General features: G+C 70.6%; 21 protein-coding genes. 11 read left to right on the top strand and 10 right to left on the bottom strand.

The window, feature by feature from the left end; translation table 11 throughout:
* Positions 1-26 precede the first annotated feature (26 nt).
* Positions 27-1,523, bottom strand: a complete 1,497-nt coding sequence (locus tag ACAX67_RS18540) for a FadD3 family acyl-CoA ligase (RefSeq protein WP_370705362.1) — start codon at positions 1,521-1,523, stop codon at positions 27-29.
* 87 nt (positions 1,524-1,610) lie between these two features.
* Here ACAX67_RS18540 and ACAX67_RS18535 point away from each other — a divergent pair, with 87 nt between their 5' ends.
* The 4 genes from ACAX67_RS18535 to ACAX67_RS18520 are packed head-to-tail and all read left to right on the top strand — an operon-like array spanning position 1,611 to position 5,369.
* On the top strand, positions 1,611-2,819 hold the full coding sequence (locus ACAX67_RS18535) for an acyl-CoA dehydrogenase family protein (protein ID WP_370705361.1): 1,209 nt from the start codon (positions 1,611-1,613) through the stop codon (positions 2,817-2,819).
* Positions 2,820-3,623 (top strand): SDR family oxidoreductase, encoded by an 804-nt coding sequence (locus ACAX67_RS18530; protein WP_370705360.1) that lies wholly within the window; start codon positions 2,820-2,822, stop codon positions 3,621-3,623. It abuts the gene before it with no gap.
* On the top strand, positions 3,601-4,200 hold the full coding sequence (locus tag ACAX67_RS18525) for a TetR/AcrR family transcriptional regulator (protein WP_370705359.1): 600 nt from the start codon (positions 3,601-3,603) through the stop codon (positions 4,198-4,200). Before ACAX67_RS18530 ends, ACAX67_RS18525 begins: the two co-directional genes overlap by 23 nt.
* Positions 4,197-5,369: an acetyl-CoA C-acetyltransferase gene (locus tag ACAX67_RS18520; protein WP_370705358.1), complete on the top strand. Its 1,173-nt coding sequence runs from the start codon at positions 4,197-4,199 to the stop codon at positions 5,367-5,369. The genes ACAX67_RS18525 and ACAX67_RS18520 overlap by 4 nt, the downstream gene beginning before the upstream one ends.
* A 435-nt stretch (positions 5,370-5,804) precedes the next feature.
* On the opposite strand, the gene ACAX67_RS18515 is transcribed toward ACAX67_RS18520, so the two are convergent.
* Both ACAX67_RS18515 and ACAX67_RS18510 read right to left on the bottom strand, forming a co-directional pair.
* The gene (locus ACAX67_RS18515; RefSeq protein ID WP_370705357.1) at positions 5,805-7,592 is read right to left on the bottom strand and encodes a thiamine pyrophosphate-requiring protein; all 1,788 of its coding nucleotides are present in this window, start codon (positions 7,590-7,592) and stop codon (positions 5,805-5,807) included.
* A 49-nt stretch (positions 7,593-7,641) separates the two neighbouring features.
* Positions 7,642-8,007: a hypothetical protein gene (locus tag ACAX67_RS18510; RefSeq protein WP_370705356.1), complete on the bottom strand. Its 366-nt coding sequence runs from the start codon at positions 8,005-8,007 to the stop codon at positions 7,642-7,644.
* 35 nt (positions 8,008-8,042) lie between these two features.
* On the opposite strand from ACAX67_RS18510, the gene ACAX67_RS18505 reads away from it, so the two are divergent.
* The gene (locus ACAX67_RS18505) at positions 8,043-8,855 is read left to right on the top strand and encodes a hypothetical protein (protein WP_370705355.1); all 813 of its coding nucleotides are present in this window, start codon (positions 8,043-8,045) and stop codon (positions 8,853-8,855) included.
* Positions 8,856-8,864: 9 nt separating this feature from the next.
* Here the strand turns inward: ACAX67_RS18505 and ACAX67_RS18500 are convergent, their stop codons facing one another.
* Positions 8,865-9,218 (bottom strand): hypothetical protein, encoded by a 354-nt coding sequence (locus ACAX67_RS18500; protein ID WP_370705354.1) that lies wholly within the window; start codon positions 9,216-9,218, stop codon positions 8,865-8,867.
* A 66-nt stretch (positions 9,219-9,284) separates the two neighbouring features.
* Here ACAX67_RS18500 and ACAX67_RS18495 point away from each other — a divergent pair, with 66 nt between their 5' ends.
* From ACAX67_RS18495 to ACAX67_RS18480, 4 genes are all read left to right on the top strand, one after another.
* Positions 9,285-10,271, top strand: coding sequence for a GNAT family N-acetyltransferase (locus tag ACAX67_RS18495; RefSeq protein ID WP_370705353.1), 987 nt, complete (start codon positions 9,285-9,287; stop codon positions 10,269-10,271).
* Positions 10,272-10,299: 28 nt separating this feature from the next.
* Complete coding sequence (locus ACAX67_RS18490) at positions 10,300-11,355, top strand: alpha/beta fold hydrolase (RefSeq protein ID WP_370705352.1); 1,056 nt, start codon at positions 10,300-10,302, stop codon at positions 11,353-11,355.
* Positions 11,356-11,490: 135 nt separating this feature from the next.
* Positions 11,491-11,868 (top strand): DsrE family protein, encoded by a 378-nt coding sequence (locus ACAX67_RS18485; RefSeq protein WP_370705351.1) that lies wholly within the window; start codon positions 11,491-11,493, stop codon positions 11,866-11,868.
* Between the two features lie 209 nt (positions 11,869-12,077).
* Positions 12,078-14,375, top strand: a complete 2,298-nt coding sequence (locus tag ACAX67_RS18480) for a M4 family metallopeptidase (protein WP_370705350.1) — start codon at positions 12,078-12,080, stop codon at positions 14,373-14,375.
* Between the two features lie 4 nt (positions 14,376-14,379).
* On the opposite strand, the gene ACAX67_RS18475 is transcribed toward ACAX67_RS18480, so the two are convergent.
* Genes ACAX67_RS18475 through ACAX67_RS18460 form a run of 4 tightly spaced genes read right to left on the bottom strand, consistent with a single transcriptional unit; the run spans position 14,380 to position 17,868 of the window.
* Entirely contained in the window at positions 14,380-15,453 is a 1,074-nt protein-coding gene (locus ACAX67_RS18475) for an NAD(P)H-dependent flavin oxidoreductase (protein ID WP_370705349.1), read from the bottom strand.
* The gene (locus tag ACAX67_RS18470; protein ID WP_370705348.1) at positions 15,450-16,220 is read right to left on the bottom strand and encodes a CoA-transferase subunit beta; all 771 of its coding nucleotides are present in this window, start codon (positions 16,218-16,220) and stop codon (positions 15,450-15,452) included. Before ACAX67_RS18470 ends, ACAX67_RS18475 begins: the two co-directional genes overlap by 4 nt.
* Positions 16,217-17,107: a CoA transferase subunit A gene (locus ACAX67_RS18465; RefSeq protein ID WP_370705347.1), complete on the bottom strand. Its 891-nt coding sequence runs from the start codon at positions 17,105-17,107 to the stop codon at positions 16,217-16,219. Before ACAX67_RS18465 ends, ACAX67_RS18470 begins: the two co-directional genes overlap by 4 nt.
* Complete coding sequence (locus ACAX67_RS18460) at positions 17,104-17,868, bottom strand: enoyl-CoA hydratase family protein (RefSeq protein WP_370705346.1); 765 nt, start codon at positions 17,866-17,868, stop codon at positions 17,104-17,106. The genes ACAX67_RS18465 and ACAX67_RS18460 overlap by 4 nt, the downstream gene beginning before the upstream one ends.
* A 40-nt stretch (positions 17,869-17,908) precedes the next feature.
* On the opposite strand from ACAX67_RS18460, the gene ACAX67_RS18455 reads away from it, so the two are divergent.
* Both ACAX67_RS18455 and ACAX67_RS18450 read left to right on the top strand, forming a co-directional pair.
* Positions 17,909-18,688 (top strand): SDR family oxidoreductase, encoded by a 780-nt coding sequence (locus ACAX67_RS18455; RefSeq protein ID WP_370705345.1) that lies wholly within the window; start codon positions 17,909-17,911, stop codon positions 18,686-18,688.
* Positions 18,685-19,563: an SDR family oxidoreductase gene (locus ACAX67_RS18450; protein WP_370705344.1), complete on the top strand. Its 879-nt coding sequence runs from the start codon at positions 18,685-18,687 to the stop codon at positions 19,561-19,563. The genes ACAX67_RS18455 and ACAX67_RS18450 overlap by 4 nt, the downstream gene beginning before the upstream one ends.
* A 103-nt stretch (positions 19,564-19,666) precedes the next feature.
* Here ACAX67_RS18450 and ACAX67_RS18445 read toward each other — a convergent pair whose 3' ends face one another.
* Entirely contained in the window at positions 19,667-20,611 is a 945-nt protein-coding gene (locus tag ACAX67_RS18445; RefSeq protein WP_370705343.1) for a type IV toxin-antitoxin system AbiEi family antitoxin domain-containing protein, read from the bottom strand.
* 179 nt (positions 20,612-20,790) lie between these two features.
* Entirely contained in the window at positions 20,791-21,954 is a 1,164-nt protein-coding gene (locus tag ACAX67_RS18440) for a steroid 3-ketoacyl-CoA thiolase (RefSeq protein WP_370705342.1), read from the bottom strand.
* Positions 21,955-21,996 lie beyond the last annotated feature (42 nt).

Genomic DNA, 21,996 nt, shown 5'->3' with positions numbered 1-21,996 from the left:
CTCTTTCGGTCCCTGAGGAGGTCGCGCTAGCGACCGTCTCGAAGGGTGTTCTTCAGGACCTTGCCGGACAGGTTGCGGGGGAGCGCGTCGACGTGCTCGACGAGACGCGGCACCTTGAAGTTGGCCAGCCGCTCCTTGGCGAACGCGATGACGTCCTCGCTGGAGGCGGACCCCACGACGTACGCCTTGCCGACCTCGCCCATGCGCTCGTCGGGCACGCCGACGACGGCGACGTCGTCGATCCCCTCCATCCGGAGCAGGGCCTGCTCGACCTCGGCGGGATAGACGTTGAAGCCGCCGGAGATGTACATGTCCTTGAGCCGGTCGGTAATCCGCAGGTTGCCCTGCTCGTCGAGCTCGCCGATGTCGCCGGTGTGCAGCCAGCCGTCCTCGTCGATCGCCTCGGCGGTGGCCGCGGGGTCGTCGAGGTAGCCCAGCATCACGTAGTCGCCCCGGACGAGGAGCTCGCCGCCCTCGCCGATCCGGGTCTCCATGCCGGGGATGGCGCGGCCGTTCGTCGTCGCGACCGTCGCGGCCGAGTCGCCCTCGCGGCACATCGTGACGACGACGGCCTCGGTCATGCCGAACGCGGTGACGACGTGGTCGATCCCGAGCTCCTCGCGCATCCGCTCGATGAGCACGACGGGGACAACGGCCGCACCCGTCACCGCGAGCCGCAGCGAGGAGAGGTCGCGCTCGTCGCGGCCCGGCGCGGTCAGCAGGGACTGGTAGATCGTCGGCGCACCCGGCAGCAGCGTGATCCGCTCGGACTCGATGATCCGCATGGTCTCGTCGAGGTCGAACGTCGCGACGGGGTAGAGGGTGGCGCCGGTCAGCAGGCCGACCAGGATGCCGATCTTGTAGCCGAACGAGTGGAAGAAGGGGTTGATGACCAGGTAGCGGTCGTCGGGTGAGACGCCGCCGAGCTCCGCCCAGGCGCGGGCGACGCCGATGCTCTGGCGGTGCGCGCTCATCGCGCCCTTCGGCCGCCCGGTCGTGCCGGAGGTGAAGAGGATGTCGGCGACGTCGTCGGGGGTCACCGCGTCGGCCCGTGCCTCGACCTCCTCGACGCTCGCCTCGCGGACGTGCCGCTCCTCCCCGCGATGGTCGAGGGAGAGCTTCGCCAGGTTGCCGAGCACCCGCACGGAGGCGATCTCGCTCGCGGCGCGCAGTTCCTCGAGCTGCTTGCGGCCCAGGAACCCGTCGGCGACCATCACGGTCGTCGCGCCCGTGCGGTCCACCAGTTCGGCGACCTCGTGCCCGGTGTAGCGGGAGTTGGCGGGCACCAGGGTCGCGCCGGCATAGGTGGTGGCGAGAGCCGCGACGACCCACTCGATGCTGTTGGGACCCCAGACGACCACGCGCTCGCCCGCACCCAGGCCGTGCCCGACGTAGCGTCGAGCCAGCTCGCGTACCTGCTCGAGGAGCTGGGAGTACGTCAGCGTGCGGTCGCCCTCGACGTAGGCCGGCCGGTCGCCGTACCTCTCCGCTGCTGCACGCAGGATCGCCGGAATCGTGTCCACCGCCCTGCCTTTCGTTGGTTGAGGAGCCGCCGAGGAACGAAGCGGCGTCTCCAAGCCTACCAAGCATTTGCTTGGTAGGGTGGGGGCATGGACCTTTCCGAGAGCGCCGAGGACCGCGCCTTCCGCGAGGAGGTGCGCACCTGGCTCGCCGACCACCTCGTCGGTGAGTGGCGTGGGCTCAAGGGGCTCGGGGGTCCGGGTCGCGACCACGAGGGCTTCGAGGAACGGCTCGCGTGGAACCGGTTGCTGGCCGAGCACCGGTGGACCTGTGTCGGCTGGCCCGAGGAGCACGGTGGCCGTGGCCTCTCGCTGTGGCAGCAGGTGATCTTCCACGAGGAGTACGCCCGCTCCGAGGCGCCCCACGACGTCAACCACCTCGGCGAGACCCTGCTCGGCCCGACCCTGATCGCGTTCGGCACCGATGCGCAGAAGCAGCGCTTCCTGCCGCCGATCCGCGAGGTCACCGAGCTCTGGGCGCAGGGCTACTCCGAGCCGGACGCCGGGTCCGACCTCGCCAACGTGCAGACCAAGGCCGGCCTCGACGAGTCGTCGGGCGAGTGGGTCATCGACGGACAGAAGGTGTGGACGTCGAACGCCCACCTCTCCGACTGGTGCTTCGTCATCGCCCGCACCGAGGCCGGGTCACGTCGTCATCATGGTCTCTCCTTCCTCCTCGTCCCGCTGGAGCAGGATGGCGTGGAGGTCCGACCCATCGAGCAGCTGACGAGCGGCTCGGAGTTCAACGAGGTCTTCTTCACCGGCGCGCGCACCGCGGCCGACCTGGTGGTCGGCGAGCCCGGCCAGGGCTGGGGCGTCGCGATGGGGCTGCTCGGGTTCGAGCGCGGTGTGTCGACCCTCGGCCAGACCGTCGGCTTCGCGCGCGAGCTGGACACCGTGATCGAGCGCGCCAAGGGCAACGGGCGGATCGACGACCCGGTCGTGCGTGACCGGCTCGCCGGCCTGAAGACCGAGCTGAGCGCGATCCGCAGCTTCGCGCTGCGAGCGCTCGCGCTCGTCGAGGGCGGCCAGGACTCGGCCGCCGGAGGCGGAGCCGGCTCGATCTTCAAGCTGGCCTGGGCCAACTGGCACCGTCGTCTCGGCGAGGTCGCGATGGACGTGGCGGGCGCCGAGGGGCTGCTGACACGCGGGACGGCCACGCCCTACGAGCTCGACGAGCACCAACGGCTCTTCCTCTTCTCCCGCTCCGACACGATCTACGGCGGCAGCGACGAGGTCCAGAAGAACATCCTCGCCGAGCGTGTGCTCGGCCTGCCGCGCGAACCCAAGGGAGCCTGAATGACCACCACCCGGATCGAGCAGCCGACCCCCGACTACGTGCCGGGGCACGGCCTGCTGACCGACAAGGTCGTCGTGGTCACGGCTGCGGCCGGCGCCGGCATCGGCGCGTCCGTCGTACGCCGGGCGCTGGAGGAGGGGGCGAAGGCGGTCGTCTTCAGCGACACCCACGAGCGCCGGCTGAGGGAGGCCGAGGAGGCGCTCGGCGCGGAGTTCGGCGCCGACCGGGTCGCCCAGCTGGTCTGCGACGTGACCGACGAGGCGCAGGTCGGGGCACTGCTCGACCTCGCCGAGGAGTACGGCGGCGTGGACGTCATGATCAACAACGCCGGCCTGGGCGGGACCGCCAGCGTGCTCGAGATGACCGACGAGCAGTGGTCGAAGGTCCTCGACATCACGCTGACCGGCACCTTCCGGTGCGTGCGCGCGGCCGGCCAGCGCATGGTCGCCGCCGGCAAGCGGGGCGTTGTCATCAACAACGCCTCGGTCATCGGGTGGCGCGCGCAGGAGGGGCAGGCCCACTACGCGGCCGCCAAGGCCGGGGTGATGGCGCTGACCCGGTGCTCCGCGATCGACCTGGCGCCGCACGGCATCCGCGTCAACGCGGTCTCGCCGAGCCTGGCCATGCACCCGTTCCTGGAGAAGGTGACCTCGCCGGAGCTGCTCGAGGAGCTCAAGCAGCGGGAGGCGTTCGGCCGCGCCGCCGCGCCGTGGGAGGTTGCCAACGTGATGGTGTTCCTCGCGAGCGGCTACTCGTCGTACCTGACCGGTGAGGTGATCAGTGTCAGCAGCCAGCACGCCTGACGCGGGCGGGTCGCGCCGCGAGCAGCTGCTCGCGATCGCCGCCCGGCTCTTCGCCGAGAAGGGCTTCACGAACACGACGGTGCGCGACATCGCCGACGCCGCGGGCATCCTGTCCGGCAGCCTCTACCACCACTTCGACTCCAAGGAGTCGATGGTCGACGAGATCCTGTCGACGTTCCAGGAGGGGCTCTTCGCGCGTTACGACGAGATCCTCGCCAGCGATGCCGACGCTCGCACCAAGCTCGAGCAGGCCGTCCGCGTCTCGTTCGAGGCGATCGAGGAGCACGGCCCCGAGGTCGCGATCTTCCAGAACGACGCCGACCACCTCGTCACGTTCGAGCGGTTCGCCTACCTCGCCGAGCGCAACGCCCAGTCCCGTCAGGTCTGGGTCACCCTCCTCGAGGAGGGTGTGCGCACCGGCGTACTCAGGGCGGACCTCGACGTGACGCTCACCTACCGCTTCATCCGCGACACCGTGTGGGTCGCCGTCCGCTGGTACCGACCCGGCGGGCGACACACGCACACGGAGGTCGCCGACCAGTACATCCGCATCCTCCTCGACGGGATCAGCTCATGACCGCCAGCAGCACCGCCTTCATCATCGACGCCGTCCGCACGCCGGTCGGCAAGCGCGGCGGAGCCCTCGCCGGCGTGCACTCCGCCGACCTCGCGGCCCACTCGATCACCGCGCTGGTCGACCGCACCGGCGTCGACCCGGGCGCGGTCGACGACGTGATCCTCGGCTGCTGCGACACCATCGGGTCGCAGGCCGGCGACGTCGCACGTACGGCGTGGCTGGTGGCCGGACTGCCGGACCACGTGCCGGGCGTGACGATCGACCGCCAGTGCGGGTCGTCGCAGCAGGCGGTGCACTTCGCCGCCCAGGGCATCATGTCCGGCACCCAGGACCTCGTCGTGGCCGGCGGCGTGCAGAACATGAGCGCCATCCCGATCTCGGCGGCGATGATCGTCGGCCAGCAGTACGGCTTCACCACCCCCTTCGCCGAGTCGCCCGGGTGGCTCAAGCGCTACGGCGACCAGGAGGTCAGCCAGTTCCGCTCCGCCGAGATGATCGCGGAGAAGTGGGACATCTCGCGCGAGGACATGGAGGCCTACGCGCTGGCCTCGCACGAGCGGGCCCGTGCGGCGATCGCCGAGGGGCGCTTCGCCGGCGAGATCGTGCCGATCAGTGTCGCCGGCGAGGACTTCACCACCGACCAGTGCCCGCGGGAGACCTCGCTGGAGAAGATGGCCGGGCTGGAGCCGCTCGCGCCCGGCGGTCGCATCACCGCGGCCGTCGCGTCCCAGATCTGTGACGCCTCCTCCGCGCTGCTCCTCGCGTCGGAGTCGGCCGTCGAGACGCACGGACTGCAGCCGCGCGCCCGCATCCACCACCTGTCCGTGCGCGGGGACGACCCGGTGTGGATGCTCACCGGCCCGATCCGGGCCACGAGGCACGCCCTCGAGAAGACCGGCATGTCGATCGACGACATCGACGTCTTCGAGTGCAACGAAGCCTTCGCCTCCGTCGTCCTCGCGTGGATGAAGGAGACCGGCGCCCCGCACGAGAAGGTCAACGTCAACGGCGGCGGCATCGCACTCGGCCACCCGATCGGCGCGACCGGCGCCCGGCTGATGACGACCATGCTCAACGAGCTCGAGCGCACCGGCGGACGCTACGGCCTCCAGACGATGTGCGAGGGCGGCGGCCAGGCCAACGTCACCATCATCGAGCGGCTGGGCTGACCCGCCCGCTCGCGGTCGTGTGCCTGTGACCGACCTATAGGGAGTCCTCAGGCACACGACTCCTGCTCCGCGCTGGGTCGCCGCCCGCCCACTCGGGGTCGTGTGCCTGTGACCGACCTGGGGGGAGTCCTCAGGCACACGACTCCTGCTCCGCGCTGGCCGCCGCTCGCCCACTCGCGGTCGTGTGCCTGTGACCGACCTATAGGGAGTCCTCAGGCACACGACTCCTGCTCCGCGCTGGGTCCCCGCTCGCCCACTCGCGGTCGTGTGCCTGTGACCGACCTGGGGGGAGTCCTCAGGCACACGACTCCCGCTTCGCGCTGGCCGCTCGCGGTCGTGTGCCTGTGACCGACCTGGGGGTCGTCGTGAGGCACACGACTCCCGCTCCGCGCTGGCTGGCCGCCCCGCGGGCTGGCTGGCCCGCTGGCGGCCCGCTCAGTCGCTGTGCGGCAGGATCTCCTGGGCCTTCACCTTGAGGCCCTCCTTGATCACGCCCCACCTGCTCGGGTCGCCCTTGATGAGGGCCTGCGCGGTGGCCTTCATCTGCTCGAGGTCCGCGTGCGGCGGGATCGGCGGCACGTCGGGGTCGCAGTGCACGTCGAGCACGTAGGGGCGGTCCGCCGTGAGCGCGGTCCTCCACGCCCCGGCGAGCTCCTCGGGATCGGTGACGGTGATCGCGCCCAGGCCGATGCTCGCGGCGAACTCCGCGTAGGAGACCTCGGGCAGCGCCTGCGACTCCACGAACTCGGGGGTGCCGCCCATCGCGCGCAGCTCCCAGGTGACCTGGTTGAGGTCGTTGTTGTGGAGCACGGCGACCACGCACCGCGGGTCGGCCCACTCCCGCCAGTAGCGGGAGATGGTCAGCAGCTCCGCCATGCCGTTCATCTGCATGGCCCCGTCGCCCTCGAACGCGATCGCCGGCCGGTCGGGATGGGCGAACTTGGCGCCGATCATGTAGGGCACGGCCGGTCCCATCGTCGCCAGGGTGCCCGACAAGGTGCCGCGCATCGCGCCGCGCATCCGCACGTGGCGCGCGTACCAGTCCGCCGCCGAGCCGCTGTCGGCGGCGATCATCGCGTCGTCGGGGGCCTGCGCCGAGAACTCGTGGAAGATGCGCATCGGGTTGACGGGGTCGGCCGAGACGTGGGCCTCGCTGTCCATGACCTGCCACCAGCGCTCGACGTCGGCGCAGATGCCGTCGCGCCAGGCGCGGTCCTCCTTGCGCTCCAGCAGCGGGATCAGGGCACGGAGCGTCGTCGCGGCGTCGCCGACGAGGTTGAGCTCGTAGGGGTACCGCATGCCGATGAGGCCACCGTCGGCGTCGATCTGGACGCCGCGTGCCCCACCCGGCTCGGGCAGGAACTGCGAGTAGGGGAAGTTCGAGCCGACGGTCAGCAACGTGTCGCAGTCGCGCATCATCTCGTAGCTCGGCTTCGTGCCGAGGAGGCCGATGGAGCCGGTGACCCACGGCAGCTCGTCGCTGAGCACGTCCTTGCCGAGCAGCGCCTTGGCGACACCCGCGCCGAGCAGGTCGGCGACCTCGGTCACCTCGGCCGCGGCGCCCCGGGCACCCTGGCCGACCAGCATCGCGACCTTCTTGCCGGCGTTGAGCAGGTCGGCGGCCCGCCGTACGGCGATGTCGTTCGGCTGCACCTCGGGCCAGGACATCCCCAGGCTGGAGGGGACCATCTTGAACTCGTGGGTCGGGCCGGCGTACTCCAGCTCCTGGACGTCGCTCGGGATGATGATCGCGGTCGGGGCGCGGCGGGCCATGGCGATCCGGATGGCGCGGTCGAGCACGTTGGGCAGCTGCTCCGGGACCGTCACGACCTGCACGTAGTCGCTGGCGACGTCCTTGAAGAGGCTCAGCAGGTCCACCTCCTGCTGGTAGCTGCCGCCCATGGCCGTGCGTGCGGTCTGCCCGACGATCGCCACGACGGGCACGTGGTCGAGCTTGGCGTCGTACAGGCCGTTGAGCAGGTGGATCGCGCCCGGACCGCTGGTCGCCAGGCAGACGCCGGGCTTGCCGCTGAACTTGGCGTAGCCCACGGCCGCCAGCGCGCTCATCTCCTCGTGCCGCGACTGGAGGAACCGCGGCTGGTCGTCGGCGCGGGAGAAGGCGCCGAGGATCCCGTTGATCCCGTCACCCGGGTAGCCGAACACCTGGTCGACGCCCCATTCCCGCAAGCGGGTCAGGAGCTGGTCGGCGACGGTGGTGGTCATGGGGTGCTCCCCTCGGAGGGCGGGACGTCTGTGGCCTGGGGTGACCCGCCTAGTCCTCCCACGGAGCGGTGTCACCCATCTTCTCGTAGTACTTGGCGAGGTGGCTCTTCACTCGGTCGACGTCCTTCCCCGGGAGGTCGACGCCGCCGCGGGAGCCCTGCATGATGCCGCCGGCGGCCATCACGCCGCGGGGGACCGCCTTCAGGCGGCCGTCGACGACGTCGGCGATCAGCAGCTTGTACGCGGTGAAGTTGCCCTTCTTGTCCGCGTCGTACCAGACATGGGCGTCGCGGTACTTCTCGTTCGGCTCGTCCTCCGCCCCGGCCCACGTGCGCACGCGCTTGTCGGCGGCGTCGCCGTCCCACTCGCGGTCGCGGTCGGCCAGGGGGAGGTCCTGGAACGCGGTGACTGCCATGGCCCGGCGGTACCCCCGGCCTGGGATGATCAGACGTGCCCTGGTCGATCACGTCGGACGTCCGCGAGCTCCTCGCGAGCGCGGGGGAGTTCCTCGCGGCCAGCCCTGTCGAGCACACGCCCCTGCTCACCGAGGCCGCCTACTTGGCGCGCCGACCCAGGCCCGACGAGGACCAGTCCTACGGGTGGTGGACCGACTCGGGCGGGGCCGTCGCCGGCGCCTTCGTGCGCGCTCCGCACCACCCACCGGTCCTGACCCCGATGCCGGACGCCGCGGTCGACGGGCTGGTCGCCGTGCTCGACGTCGACGGGGGAGTGGGCTGCGACGTGACGACCGTCGATCGCGTCGAGGAGGTCTGGGCCCGGGAGGGTGTCAGCCTGCGGCCGCGGCAGCGCTTGGTGATCCACCGGCTGGGGACCTTCCGCGCGCCGGCGCCGACGGCGGGGATGTCGCGCACCGCCGACCGGGACGACCGAGCGCTGCTGCACCGATGGTTCGACGAGCTGATGGCGGCCCACCCCGGCGACCCCAGCGACCGGGAGTACGTCGTCGACGACCCGCTCGACGACGGCCGGATCGTGCTCTGGGAGGTCGAGGGGGTGCCGGTGGCGATGGCCGGACACACCCGCCCCCTCCACGGGATGACACGCGTGGGCGCCGTCCACGTGTCGAGCGGCGACCCGCGCGTGGAGACGGCCGTGCTCGCGGCGGCGTGCGTGAAGGCGGCCGAGGTGGCCGACCAGGTGCTCGTGCTCGCCGGGACCACCGACCGCGAGGGCACCGCGAGGCTCGCCGCCCTCGGCTACCGAGCGGTCCGCGAGCGGGTGCTGCTCGCGCCCGTCACCTGACGCGGGCGCTCAGCGGAGGACGACCCACCAGATCCCGCCCACGAGCGGGACCAGGCCGGTGAGCATCCACCAGGTCAGGATCGGCTTGCGGTTGATCGCCCGCACGGCCGCGACGCCGACCACGTAGAACGCGACGCCCACCACGATCAGGCCGAGCTGCGCGTCGAGCCGGTCGTCGGCGACGAGCTCGGCGGCGAGGATCAGGCCGACGGTCAGGTGGATGAGGGTGGTGATGAGCAGCACCGACACGACCCTGCGCTGCACCCGGGCGAGGCGCTCGAGGTCCTGGGGGTCGGCGACCTTGCGGGGTGCGTCGGGGTCCATCAGGTGCCGACGGCGGGGCGCGGGCGTCTGCTGGCTCACGCCTCCAGCCTACGGAGCCCGAAACCCAGTGGCGAAGCGGGATCCAGAAGAGTTTCCTTGACCGTCATGGACATCACACAGTTCGGCCCCGACGACGTCGCCGCGCTCGAGCAGTGGCTCGACTTCTCGCGCGCGGTGCAGCACGCCGACTCGCCGTGGGAGGCCGAGCCCACGCTGCTGCGCGTAGAGGCACGCTTCCGGGTCGGCTGGGACGGCGAGCCCTCGACGCCGTACCTCGCGACCGTCGACGGCACCGTCGTCGGCGGTGGTGCGCTGGCGATGAGCGAGTACGACAACCTGCACCTCTCGTGGGCCGGGGTGATGATCCACCCCGACCATCGCCGTCACGGCTACGGCAGCGAGATCCTGTCCTTCCTCGAGGACGAGGCGCGTCGTCACGGCCGCACCAGCATGGGCATCGGCGGGTGGGAGTCCGAGGCGACGCGGGGCTTCGCCGCGCGGCACGGGTTCGAGAAGAAGCACCAGGCGATCAACCGCCGGCAGTACCTCGCCGACGTCGACCGCGCCGAGCTGCAGAAGCGGTACGACGAGGCGCTGGAGGCTGCGGCCGACTACGTGCTCGAACGGCGGTTGTTCCCGACGCCCGACGAGGAGCTGGCCGAGATCGCCGAGATGGCCGCTGCCATCAACGACGCGCCGACCGACGACCTCGACATCGAGGACGAGGTGTTCAACGCCGACCGGATGCGCGCCTACGAGGAGGCGTGCGCGTTCCGCAAGGAACGGGCCTACCGCGTCGTCGCGCGGCACGTCCCGTCAGGGCAGCTCGCCGGGCAGACGGTCGTCGTGGTCGACTCGCTGGCGCCGACATACGGCGACCAGCACGACACGTCGGTCGTCAAGGCCCACCGCGGCCACCGGCTCGGCCTGCTCCTCAAGGCCGAGATGATCCGGTGGCTCGACGAGGTCGAGCCGCAGGTCGAGCACATCGACACGTTCAACGCGGAGTCCAACGACCACATGATCGGGGTCAACGAGCTGCTCGGCTACCGGATCATGGGTCGTGAGCTGGCGTTCCAGAAGTCCCTCTGACCCCACGAGCTGCCAGTAGCCTGGAGGAGTGTCCGCCGGGCAGTCGCGCGTCAACCAGGAGCTGCGGTTCTGCCGCGCGGACGACGGCGTCCGGCTGGCGTGGGCCCGGCACGGCTCGGGACCGCCGCTGGTGATCGCCGCCTGCTGGCTCAGCCACCTGCAGCACGACTGGCAGAGCCCCGTGTGGCGGCACTTCCTCGACGACCTCGGCCGGATCGCCACGGTCTACCGCTACGACGAGCGCGGGTTCGGGCTGTCGGACTGGGACGTCGACGACTTCTCCCTCGAACGCCGCCTGCGCGACCTGGAGACGCTCGTCGATGCTGCCGGCCTCGACCGGTTCGTGATCATGGGGATGTCCGGCCAGGCACCGGTGGCACTGGCCTACGCGGCCGAGCATCCCGAGCGGGTCACCCAGCTGATCACCTACGGCGCCTCGGCCGGCGGTGCGCTCGGAGGCGACGACCCGGAGTCCGACGCCGCGTTCAACGCGATGATCCGGGCCGGCTGGGCCCGCCCCGACCACCTGTTCCGGCGGGTCTTCACCACGGCGTTCATCCCCGGGGCGAACGAGCAGCAGATGTGCTGGATGGACGAGCTGATGCGCACCTCGACCAGCACCGACAACGCCCTGGCGAGCAGGAGCGCGCGACGCGAAACCGACGTCAGCGACCTGCTGCCCCGGATCACGGCACCGACGCTGGTGCTCGTCGCGCGCGACGACCACACGATGGAGCCCGACGAAGGGGCTGAGATGGCGGCCGCCATCCCGGACGCGCGGCTGGTGGTGCTGGAGTCCGCCAACCACATCCTCCTGGCCGACGAGCCGGCGTGGCCGGTCTTCATCCAGGAGATCGCGGGCTTCCTCGGCGAGCAGCGCGCCCGGCCGTCGGCGGCCGGGTTGTCGGACCGGGAGCACGAGCTCCTCCTCCTCGCGGCGGACGGGCTCGACAACACCGAGATCGCCGAGCGGCTCACGCTCAGTGTCCGCACGGTCGAGCGCCACTTCCAGAACGTCTACCTCAAGCTCGGCGTCTCCGGCCGGACCGCCCGGGCTGCGGCCGTCGCCCGCGTGCTCGCCTGACCGCTACGCGTCCACCGCCACCGCGTCCCCCGGAGGGCCCCCGACCTGCGCGTCGGCGCGGATGCCGGCGAGCCCCTCCGGTTCCTACCGTCGAGCCGTCCGGCCGCACGGCCGGCGCGGACGAAGGAGAACGCGATGTCGAACAAGGCGGTCATCAGTCTCGCCACCGGCATGGAGGACCCCGAGAAGGTCACCGTCGCCTACCTCGTCGCGCTCGGCGCGGCCGAGCACGGCAGACCGACGTTGATGTTCCTGACGAAGGAGGCGGTGCGTCTCGCGGTAGCGGGCGTGGCCGTCGGTACGGCGTGTGCCGGCTGTCCCTCCCTGCCCGAGCTGCAGGAGCGGTTCCTCGCCGCGGGCGGGAGCTACCTCGTGTGCCCGCTCTGCTTCAACGCCAAGGCGCTCGACGAGGACGACCTGGTGAAGGGCGCGGAGCTCGGGGGAACCATTTCCCTCTGGGAGTGGATCGGCGGGGACAGCGGGGACGAGGGCGCGACGACCTTCAGCTATTGAGATCGTGCGGTCGGCCGCCGAGGGGCCGGAAACCTTCCGAGCGACGCAAGAACGTGCATTGCATGTTTCTGAGTCCAACTGCCGTTGACGCAGTCTTTGCGCCAGCGCGACAGTTCGCAAGGTTCGTCTCTCGGGCAACACCCCCGCCCTTGTCGTCGGGCCACCCCCCACCCAGGGCTCAACCGCGAGCCCGGCCTCAAGGAGTGTCAATGAAACGACCTGTCGTAGCGGGCTTCGCCGCAGCCCTCGTCTCGACCCTGGCGTTGGTCTCGGTCTCCACGACCGAGGCAACAGCCAGGACGAGTGATCCCCACGTCAAGCCCGTGCACCGCCACGGGGACGCCAAGGCGGAGGCGGCCGACACCGCCCAGAAGCTGGTGGCCTCGCCGCCGGCCCTCCTCCGCGCGTCCGCGCACGACACGTTCCGTGCCCACCCGGTGGTGTCCTCCCACGGTCTGCAGTACGTGCCCTACGAGCGCTCCTACCGCGGACTCCCGGTCATCGGCGGCGACTTCGTCGTCGTCACCGACGCCGCCGGACGGCTGCTGGACACCAGCGTCGCCCAGACCCGGCCCGTGTCCCTCTCGTCGATCACCCCGCGCGTCGCCCGTGACGCAGCGCGGCACGCGGCACTGCGGCAGGTCCGCCACGGCAGGTACGACGGCCGGACCCGGCTCGTCGTCCTGCAGCGCATCCACTCCGCGCTGGCCTGGGAGACCACGGTGGTCGGTCGGCGCGCCGGCGAGGCGAGCCGCCTCAGCGTCTACGTCAGCGCACGGTCGGGGAAGGTCCTGAAGACCGTCGAGCACGTTGCCGAGGGCACCGGCAACGGCGGCTGGGAGGGCTCGGTCACCATTCCGACGTCGGGCTCCGGGACGTCGTACTCCATGACGAACTCCAACGCCACCACGATGAAGTGCCAGAACGCGAGCGGGAACGCCACCTTCACCGGCACCGATGACGTCTGGGGCAACGGTGACCCGACCAACCGGGAGACCGGCTGCGTCGACGCCTTCTACTCCGCGGAGAAGGAGCGCCAGATGTTGTCGGGCTGGCTGGGCCGCAACGGCATGGACGGCTCGGGCGGCTGGGTGCCGATCCGCGTCGGTCTCGCTGACGTGAACGCCTACTACGACGGCACCCAGGTGCAGGTCGGCCACACCCAGACCGGCAGCAAGTGGATCGGCTCCATCGACGTCGTCGCCCACGAGTTCGGGCACGGCATCGACGACCACACGCCGGGCGGCATCTCCGGCGGCGGCACCCAGGAGTTCGTCGCCGACACCTTCGGCGCGACTACCGAGTGGTACGCCAACAACCCGGCCGACGCCCCCGACTTCACCGTCGGGGAGGAGGTCAACCTGGTCGGCGCGGGCCCGATCCGCTACATGTACAACCCGTCGCTGGCCGGTGACGCCAACTGCTACTCCTCCTCCACCCCGAGCTCCGAGGTCCACTCGGCGGCGGGGCCCGGCAACCACTGGTTCTACCTGCTCGCCGAGGGCACCAACCCGTCCGACGGCCAGCCGACCAGCCCGACGTGCAACAGCACGTCGATCACCGGCCTCGGCATCCAGAAGGCCATCACGATCATGTACAACGCGATGCTGATGAAGACCTCGTCGTCGTCGTACCTGAAGTACCGCACCTGGACGCTCACCGCGGCGAAGAACCTCTATCCGGGTTCGTGCGCCGAGTTCAACGTGGTGAAGGCGGCGTGGAACGCCGTCAGCGTGCCTGCCCAGACGGGTGAGCCGACCTGCTCCACCGGCGGCAACACCGTCACGGTGACCAACCCGGGCAACCAGACCGGCACGGTCGGTACCGCGAAGAGCCTGCAGGTGTCGGCCAGCGACTCGGCCTCCGGCCAGACGCTGACCTACTCGGCGGCCGGTCTTCCGGCAGGCCTGACCATCAACGCCTCCAGCGGCCTGATCTCCGGTACGCCGACCACCGCGGCCACCTACAGCACGACCGTGACCGCGAAGGACACCACCGGTGCAACGGGGTCGGCCACGTTCACGTGGACGATCTCCGGGTCCGGCGGCGGGGGCACCTGCTCCGGCCAGAAGATCGCCAACCCGGGCTTCGAGTCGGGCGCTGCCTCGTGGAGCTCGACCTCGGGCGTGATCACGACCGACACCGGCGAGGCCGCCCACGCGGGCAGCTGGAAGGCGTGGCTCGACGGCTACGGCACGACCCACACCGACACGCTGAGCCAGTCGGTCACCATCCCGGCCGGGTGCACGGCGACGCTGTCGTTCTACCTGCACATCGACTCTGCGGAGACGACCGGCACGACGGCGTACGACAAGCTCACCGTGAAGGCGGGCTCGACGACGCTGGCGACGTACTCGAACCTCAACAAGGCCTCGGGCTACGCGCTGAAGTCGTTCAACGTGTCCTCGCTGGCTGGCCAGACGGTCACGATCAGCTTCTCGGGGACGGAGGACAGCTCGCTGGAGACCAGCTTCGTCGTCGACGACACCGCGTTGACGCTGAGCTGATCAGCTAGTCAGGAAGGACGTACGCCGCCGCCCGGCTCAGCTGGGCGGCGGCTTGCGTCACCACGCGGTCGATGAGCTCCTCGCAGGTGGGCAGGTCGTCGATGACGCCGACCACCTGGCCACTGGCGAGCACCCCGGCGCCCGGGTCGCCCTCGACCAGCCCGGCCTTGAGCATCATCGGCGTGTTGGCCGCGAGGACGAGCTGGGTCCAGGTGCGGTCCTGTCCGTGCTTCATGGCCTGGCCGTCCTTGACCAGCTCGCGCCACGACATCCCGCTCATCTTCTTGAAGGCGATCGTGCGGCGCGTCGTGGGGCCGAGACGCTTGAGGAGGCTGGACTCCTCGACGGAGTCGACGAGGTCGGTGCGGAGCATCCGGTGCGGCATCCCGTCGACCTTCGCGGTGACGACGGTGCCGTTGAGGTCGGCCTCGAGGTAGCGCTGCTTGACCGCGTCCGGCACGCGGCTGTCCTGAGTGAGCAGGAAACGGGTGCCCATGCCGACGCCGGCGGCGCCGTAGGAGAGCGCCGCGGCCAGGCCGCGTCCGTCGAAGAAGCCGCCGGCGGCGATCACCGGGATGTCGACCGCGTCGAGCACCGTCGGGAGCAGCAGCGTCGTCGGGACGTTGCCGGTGTGGCCGCCGCCCTCACCTCCCTGGATCATCACCGCGTCGGCGCCCCAGGAGGCGACCTTCTTGGCGTGCTTGGGGGCGCCGATGCTCGGGATGACGACGATGTCGTGCTCCTTCAGCTTCGCGATGAGCTCCGGCTTCGGTGCGAGCGCGAACGACGCGACCTTCACGCCGTGGTCGATGAGCACCTGGCAGCGGTCCGGGGCGTCGCCGGCGTCGGCGCGCAGGTTGACGCCGAACGGCTCGTCGGTGCGGCCCTTGACCTCGACGACCGCCTTCTCCAGCTCGTCGAGCGTCATCGTCGCCGAGGCGAGGATGCCGAGGCCGCCGGCGTTGGCCGTGCCCGACACCAGACGCGGGCCGGCGACCCAACCCATGCCGGTCTGGACGACGGGGTGCCGGATGCCGGTGAGCTCGGTGAGCGGTGTCCTGAGCAGCTGGTCGATCACTTCGCAGCCTCCACGGGCGGGACCTCGCGGTCGCGCAGGTTCTTGGGGTCGAGCACGTTGCGGATGATCATCAGCTCCGACTCGGTGGGCTCGCGGGTGGTCGGCACGTCGTCGGAGATCTCGAGGGCGAATCCCGTGGCCGCGACCACGTCGTCGACGCTCACCCCGGGGTGGGTGCTGAGCAGGCGCACGGTGTCGTCGGCGCCTCTGACGTCGAAGACGCCGAGGTTGGTGACGATCCGGTGGATGTCGTTGTACTTGGCCGCGCCGGGACCGGCCGCCTTCGCCCGGGCGGGACCGACGCCGGAGACGACGTCGACCTGCTCGACGAAGACCTTGGGGGAGTGGCGAGGCACCCAGTACGACGTCCGGTTGTTCACCGTGTTGCCGGGTGCGCCGCGCGAGCCGAGCAGCTGTCGGGTCGGACGGGCGAAGTCGCCGATCGCGGAGATGTTCTGGTTGCCGTGCCGGTCGACCTGGGTGGCGCCCATCATCACGTGGCGCTTGCCGTACGCGACGACGTCGAAGACCCGTCGGAACGGGATCCAGCCCTCGACCACGTCGGCCTTGGCGAAGAGCGGCGGCACGCCGCCGAGGAAGAGCGACTCCCCGTCGGAGATGACCAGGTCGGGGTTGGACGTCAGCTTCGCGAGCCGCACACCCAGCATCGGCAGCATGCCCATCGGCGAGGCGAAGATCTCGCCGTCGTCCTTGAACGCGTCGGCGATGGCGGCGGCGCAGACCTCTGCGCGTGAGTGGTCGGTCATGCCTGCTCCTCGGCGAACGCGGCGACGGCCGCCTGGTAGGAGGCCTCGTCGCCCTCGAGGAACCGGGCCGAGAACGCGGCCCAGTCCTCGTCGGACCCGCCGGCCGCGGCGGCGTACGCCTTCTGGAAGCGTTCGTCCCGTTCGTAGTCGGGCGTGCACGTCGTGAAGTGCGCACCGTTCGGCGTCTCAACGACGCCGGTCACGCTCATGCGGCTGATCAGCAGCCGTTGGACGGCGGCGTCGACGGTGAGGCCGGCGGTGTCGACGACCTGCTCGCAGCTCACGAACGCCCGGTCGGCCGCCTGCACGAACAGGTCGTCGAAGTAGGGGTCCGGACCGAGGTAGACGGCGTTGCCGTGGGCATCGGCGCGGTTGAGGTGGACCAGCGCGACGTCGAGGTGGAGGGCCGGCACGGCGGTCAGCTCCTCGAAGTCGCCGGCGGCGTCGGCGTACGGCGACGTTACGGTCCTGATCCAGTCGTTGTTGACGAGCACGTCGGACCCCAGCCCGGCGCGCATCGGCAGGAACGGGAGTCGCTGCGCGGCGGCGTAGAGGCCGGTCTGGAACATGCCCTCGTCGAGCTCGACCACCTCGGGGATCGTGCCTCCCTGGCGGGCCCGCTGGAAGTTGGGCTCGAGCGGGATCGAGTCGAGGGACACGAACGCGTAGACCAGCTTCCTGATCTTTCCGGCACGGGCGAGCAGGCCGACGTCGGCGCCGCCCCAGCTCACGATCGTGAGGTCCTTCAGGTCCGAGCGCAGGATCGCGCGCACCAGCGCCATCGGCTTGCGCCGCGGCCCCCAGCCGCCGATCCCGATGGTCATCCCGTCGGAGAGCTGGCCGACCACCTCGTCGATGGTCATCTGCTTGTCGCGAGGCTTGGTCACTTCTTGCTCTTCTCCGTTCCCGCGAACTCGTCGCGGAGCTCGTCGGACACACCGGCGAGGTTGAGCTCGAAGGTGAACCCCTGCTCGAACCGGTAGCTCTTGTTGACGTCGACCGGCTCGATGCCGTTGAGTGCCTCCTTGGCGGCGCGGATGACCCGGGTGTCCTTGTCGGCGATGCTGCTGGCCACCTCGAGGGCGACGTCGAGCAGCTGCTCGCGCGGCGCCAGCCGGTAGACCGACCCGAAGCGGTGCAGCTCGGTCGCCGGGATCGTGGCCGCGGTGAAGTAGAGCGCGCGCATCATCTGCTGGGGGACGAGCCGGGCCATGTGGGTGGCCGCGCCGAGGGCGCCCTGCTTGACCTCGGGGACTCCGAAGTAGGCGTCCTCGCTCGCGACGACGATGTCAGCGTTCCCGGCCAGGCCGACGCCGCCGCCGACGCAGAAGCCGTTGACCGCGGCGATGACGGGGACCGCGCACTCGTAGACGGCCTTGAACGCGGCATAGCAGCCCTTGTTGGCGCCGATCAGCGCGTCGAAGCCCTCGGTGTGCTGCATCTCCTTGATGTCGACGCCGGCGTTGAACCCCTTCCCCTCGGCACGCAGGACCACGACCTTCGTCGCGAGGTCGGCGCCTGCTTCCTCGAGGGCGGCGGCGACGTCGTACCAACCCTGGACCGTGAGGGCGTTGACGGGGGGAGCGTCCATGGTGATCACGTGGATCCCCGCGTGCGCCCCATCGAGCAGCTCGCTGGTGACTGTCATGAACGCACCCTACCAAGCAAATGCTTGGTAGGGTGGTGGCATGGCTCTCACGATCGACCTCGCCGGGCGCGTCGCCCTCGTCACGGGCGGCGCACGGGGCATCGGTCGCGGCATCTCCGAGGTGCTTCTCGAGGCCGGTGCGACCGTCGTGACCTGCGGCCGCTCCGAGGCGACTCCACCCGAGGGCGCGACCCACCGGCTCTGCGACGTCCGCGACGCCGATTCCGTCGAGGCCCTCGTCGCCGGCGTCGTGGCCGACCACGGGCGTCTCGACCTGGTCGTGAACAACGCGGGCGGGGCGCCGTACGCCATGGCGGCCACCGCCTCGCCGCGCTTCCACGACAAGATCGTGGGCCTCAACCTGACCGCGGCACTGCTCGTCAGCCAGGTGGCTAACCGGGTGATGCAGGCGCAGGACGGCGGGGGCTCGATCGTCAACATCTCCTCGGTCTCCTCGAAGCGGGCGTCGCCCGGCACGGCGGCGTACGGCGCCGCGAAGGCCGGCCTCGACGCGCTGACCACCTCGCTGGCCCAGGAGTGGGGGCCGCGGGTGCGGGTCAACGCCGTCGACGTCGGCCTCGTGCGCACGCCGGACTCCGCCGACCACTACGGCGGCGACGACACCGTCGCCGCGATCGAACGGACCATCCCGGCCGGCCGGATGGCCGACGTCCGGGAGATCGGGCAGGTGGTCGCCTTCCTGGCGAGCGACCTGTCGTCGTACGTCTCGGGTGCCCACGTCGCCTGCCACGGCGGCGGGGAGCAGCCCGTCTTCCTCTACATCGCCCAGCACCAAAGCCCGCAAGGAGAGCAGAAGTGACCAAGCTGTTGGAGGGTCGCATCGCGATCGTGACCGGTGCGGGCCGAGGCATCGGCCGTGCGCACGCCCTGGAGCTCGCCCGGCACGGCGCCAAGGTCGTCGTGAACGACTACGGCGTCTCCAACAACGGCGAGAAGACCGACTCGCCCGCGCACGAGGTCGTCGCCGAGATCGAGGCGATCGGCGGTGAGGCGGTGGTCAACGGCGCCGACGTCGCCGACTTCGAGCAGGCCGCGGCGATGGTGCAGCAGGCGATCGACACCTTCGGCGGCCTGGACATCCTCGTCAACAACGCCGGCTTCGTGCGCGACCGGATGCTCGTCAACGCGACGGAGGAGGAGTTCGACGCCGTGATGCGCGTGCACCTCAAGGGCCACTTCGCCCCGCTGCGCCACGCCGCCGCCTACTGGCGCGCGGAGTCCAAGGAGGGACGCCAGCGCGTCGCCCGTGTCATCAACACCACCTCCGGAGCCGGCCTGCAGGGCTCCATCGGCCAGGTCGTCTACTCCGCCGCGAAGGGCGGCATCGCGACCATGACGCTGGTGGCCGCTGCCGAGCTCGGTCGGGTCGGGGTCACCGTCAACGCGATCGCGCCCGTGGCCAAGACCCGGATGACCGAGGGCGCCTTCGACACCTCCCAGATGGCCCTCCCGGAGGACAACTCACCGCTCGTGGCCTGGCTCGCCTCCGAGGAGGCCGGCGACGTGACCGGTCGGGTCATCGAGGTCGACGGCCCCGTGATGACCGTCGAGAACGCCTGGTCCCACGGTCCCTCCGCCCGTGCGGACGGTCGCTGGGCTGCCGCCGACGTCGGCCCGGCACTCCGCAAGCTCATCTCCGACGCGCCCGGGCCTGAGCCGGTTTACGGCGCGTAGGGCGCGACAGTTTCACCGTCCGGACGGTGAAACTGTTGCTGGGACGCTGCAATTGCGTCGTCCCAGCGACAGATTCATCGTCCCAGCTCGGCACTCGCGAGCCTCAGGCAGCCTGAGCGAACATCCGACGGATTCGGGCGGCCGTGGCCTCGGGGTGCTCGAGGTCGGCCCAGACCAGTCGGATCATCAGCCAACCGGTCAGTTCCCGCAGCCGGTCTTCGCGCGCCTTCTCGCGCAGCACGGTCTGCTCGATCGTCTCGCCGGCGCGTCGGAGGCGCAGATACTTCTGCATGCCGTCGAACTCCAGCATCGTGCGGCGGTCGGGCCAGGCGAAGTCGACGCGGCCTGCCAGCCGACCCGACGGGTGGAAGATCTCGAATTGCGGCACGGGTGCGGGGAGCCCTTGCGACCTGCAGAGCAGTCGCGTGCGGGTCTCTCCTACGGACTCGGCCTTTCCGTCCGACAGTTGGAGGATGCGGAGGAGGCCGAGCGTGTCGGGCCACAGCTTCATGGCCGTCAGGACGATCTCGAGCTCCTCTCTCGTCGCCAGGCCGCGTCGTTGGTAGTCGTCGAGCACAGCGACCCCTGCGGCCCGCGGAGCGATGCTCGCTGTGTCCATGGCCGTGCGCGCAGGGGACGTGATCCAGCGACCATCCATCCGGCTGAGGTCGTTGACTCGGCATGTTCCGCGGTGATGGATGACCTTCGCGCTCGACCGGTCGCCGGTCTCGTTCAGATGGGTCAGGTGCACCGCGCTGAGGTCGAGCCCCCAGGAGGGTCCGCCCTGTTCGATGTTGGCGCTCGTGTGCGACAGGGCGACGGGCGATGCAGGGTCGTCGTAGAGCTGGAGGACGGCGGAGGTCAGAGCCCGGTACCTGGCCAGCCGGTCGAGCTGGTTCCACACCGCGCTCAGGACGTAGGCACCCTGACGGATGCGCACCAACCGTCCGACCTGGACCGCGCGCCGGAGCGCGGCGTCGTCGATGCCGCTTGCGACCACGTCGCGCCTCAGCAGGATGCCTTGCGAATCGGCCAGGAGCTCGAACATGACGAGCAGCGTGCCTCGTACGCCGGCTCGACGCATCCATGCTCGACGCTGCCTGTGGATAACAGTCGAGTGCGCCCGCGGGGGCCTCGAGCTGGGACGATGAAACTGTCGCTGGGACGACGCAATTGCAGCGTCCCAGCGACAGATTCACCGTCCGGACGGTGAAACTGTCACCGCTCTCAGATCCGCTCGATGACCGTCCCGGTCGCCATGGCACCACCGGCGCACATGGAGATGAGGGCGGTGGAGGCGTCGCGGCGCTCGAGCTCGTGCAGGGCGGTCGTGATGAGGCGTACGCCGGTGGCGCCGACCGGGTGGCCGAGGGCGATCGCGCCGCCGTTCACGTTCACCTTGTCCATGTCGACCTTGTGGACGCCGGCCCAGGAGAGGACGACGGAGGCGAAGGCCTCGTTGACCTCGAAGAGGTCGAAGTCGCTGATCGCCATGCCGGTCTTCTGCAGGACCCGGTGGGTGGCGTCGATGGGGCCGTCGAGGTGGTAGTACGGGTTGGACCCGACGAGGCAGTGGAACTTGATCCGCGCCCGGGGGGTCAGGCCGAGCTCCCGGGCGCGGTCCTCGTCCATGATGAGCAGCGCCGCGGCGCCGTCGGTGATCTGTGAGGAGGTGCCGGCGGTGTGGAAGCCGTCCGGCATCACGGTCTTGAGGTTCGCGAGGCCCTCCAAGGTGGTCTCGCGCAGGCCCTGGTCGGTGTCGACGACCCGGGTCTCGCCCGTCGGCTTGCCCTCCTCGTCGAGGACGGGCGCGGTGATCGGTGCGATCTCGCGCTTGAAGCGGCCCTCGTCGGCCGCGACGCGGGCCTTCTGCTGCGAGGCGAGCCCGAAGGCCTCGAGGTCGGCGCGGGTGATGCCGTGGTCCCGCGCGATCCGGTCGGCGCCCTCGAACTGGTTGGGCATGTCGATCGACCAGTCGTCGGGTCGCGGGTCGCCGAGACCCGGGGGCACGTTGCCGCCGAGCGGGATCCGCGACATGGCTTCGACGCCGCAGCCGATGCCGACGTCGATGCTCCCGGCGGCGACCATGTCGTTGACCACGTGGGCGGCCTGCTGGCCCGAGCCGCACTGCGCGTCGAGGATCGTGCCACCGGTGTGCTGGGGGAGTCCCTGGTAGAGCCAGGCGCGGCGCACCATGTCGTTGGACTGCTCGCCCGCCTGGGTGACACAGCCGCCGACGACCTGCTCGACGAGCTCGGGGTCGACGCCGGCCCGACGGAGTACCTCGGCCTGCACGAACCCGAGCATCTGCGCGGGATGCAGGCCGGCCAGCCAGCCCTTGCGCTTGCCGAGGGGAGTGCGGACGGCGTCGATGATCACGGGGTTGCCCATGACGCCATGATAGCGGAAACTAGAACACGTTCTCATTGTGTG

Source organism: Nocardioides candidus, from assembly GCF_041321175.1.
GTDB lineage: Bacteria > Actinomycetota > Actinomycetes > Propionibacteriales > Nocardioidaceae > Nocardioides.
Note: the sequence above shows the minus strand (reverse complement) of the source record. Positions and strands in the feature narration are given on the sequence as shown.

Bases quoted from the DNA above. Each gene is read 5' to 3' on its own strand.
- ACAX67_RS18535 (WP_370705361.1), top strand. From the start codon at position 1,611: ATGGACCTTTCCGAGAGCGCCGAGGACCGCGCCTTCCGCGAGGAGGTG.
- ACAX67_RS18530 (WP_370705360.1), top strand. From the start codon at position 2,820: ATGACCACCACCCGGATCGAGCAGCCGACCCCCGACTACGTGCCGGGG.
- ACAX67_RS18520 (WP_370705358.1), top strand. From the start codon at position 4,197: ATGACCGCCAGCAGCACCGCCTTCATCATCGACGCCGTCCGCACGCCG.
- ACAX67_RS18515 (WP_370705357.1), bottom strand. From the start codon at position 7,592: ATGACCACCACCGTCGCCGACCAGCTCCTGACCCGCTTGCGGGAATGG.
- ACAX67_RS18510 (WP_370705356.1), bottom strand. From the start codon at position 8,007: ATGGCAGTCACCGCGTTCCAGGACCTCCCCCTGGCCGACCGCGACCGC.
- ACAX67_RS18495 (WP_370705353.1), top strand. From the start codon at position 9,285: ATGGACATCACACAGTTCGGCCCCGACGACGTCGCCGCGCTCGAGCAG.
- ACAX67_RS18485 (WP_370705351.1), top strand. From the start codon at position 11,491: ATGTCGAACAAGGCGGTCATCAGTCTCGCCACCGGCATGGAGGACCCC.
- ACAX67_RS18480 (WP_370705350.1), top strand. From the start codon at position 12,078: ATGAAACGACCTGTCGTAGCGGGCTTCGCCGCAGCCCTCGTCTCGACC.
- ACAX67_RS18470 (WP_370705348.1), bottom strand. From the start codon at position 16,220: ATGACCGACCACTCACGCGCAGAGGTCTGCGCCGCCGCCATCGCCGAC.
- ACAX67_RS18460 (WP_370705346.1), bottom strand. From the start codon at position 17,868: ATGACAGTCACCAGCGAGCTGCTCGATGGGGCGCACGCGGGGATCCAC.
- ACAX67_RS18455 (WP_370705345.1), top strand. From the start codon at position 17,909: ATGGCTCTCACGATCGACCTCGCCGGGCGCGTCGCCCTCGTCACGGGC.
- ACAX67_RS18445 (WP_370705343.1), bottom strand. From the start codon at position 20,611: ATGTTCGAGCTCCTGGCCGATTCGCAAGGCATCCTGCTGAGGCGCGAC.
- ACAX67_RS18440 (WP_370705342.1), bottom strand. From the start codon at position 21,954: ATGGGCAACCCCGTGATCATCGACGCCGTCCGCACTCCCCTCGGCAAG.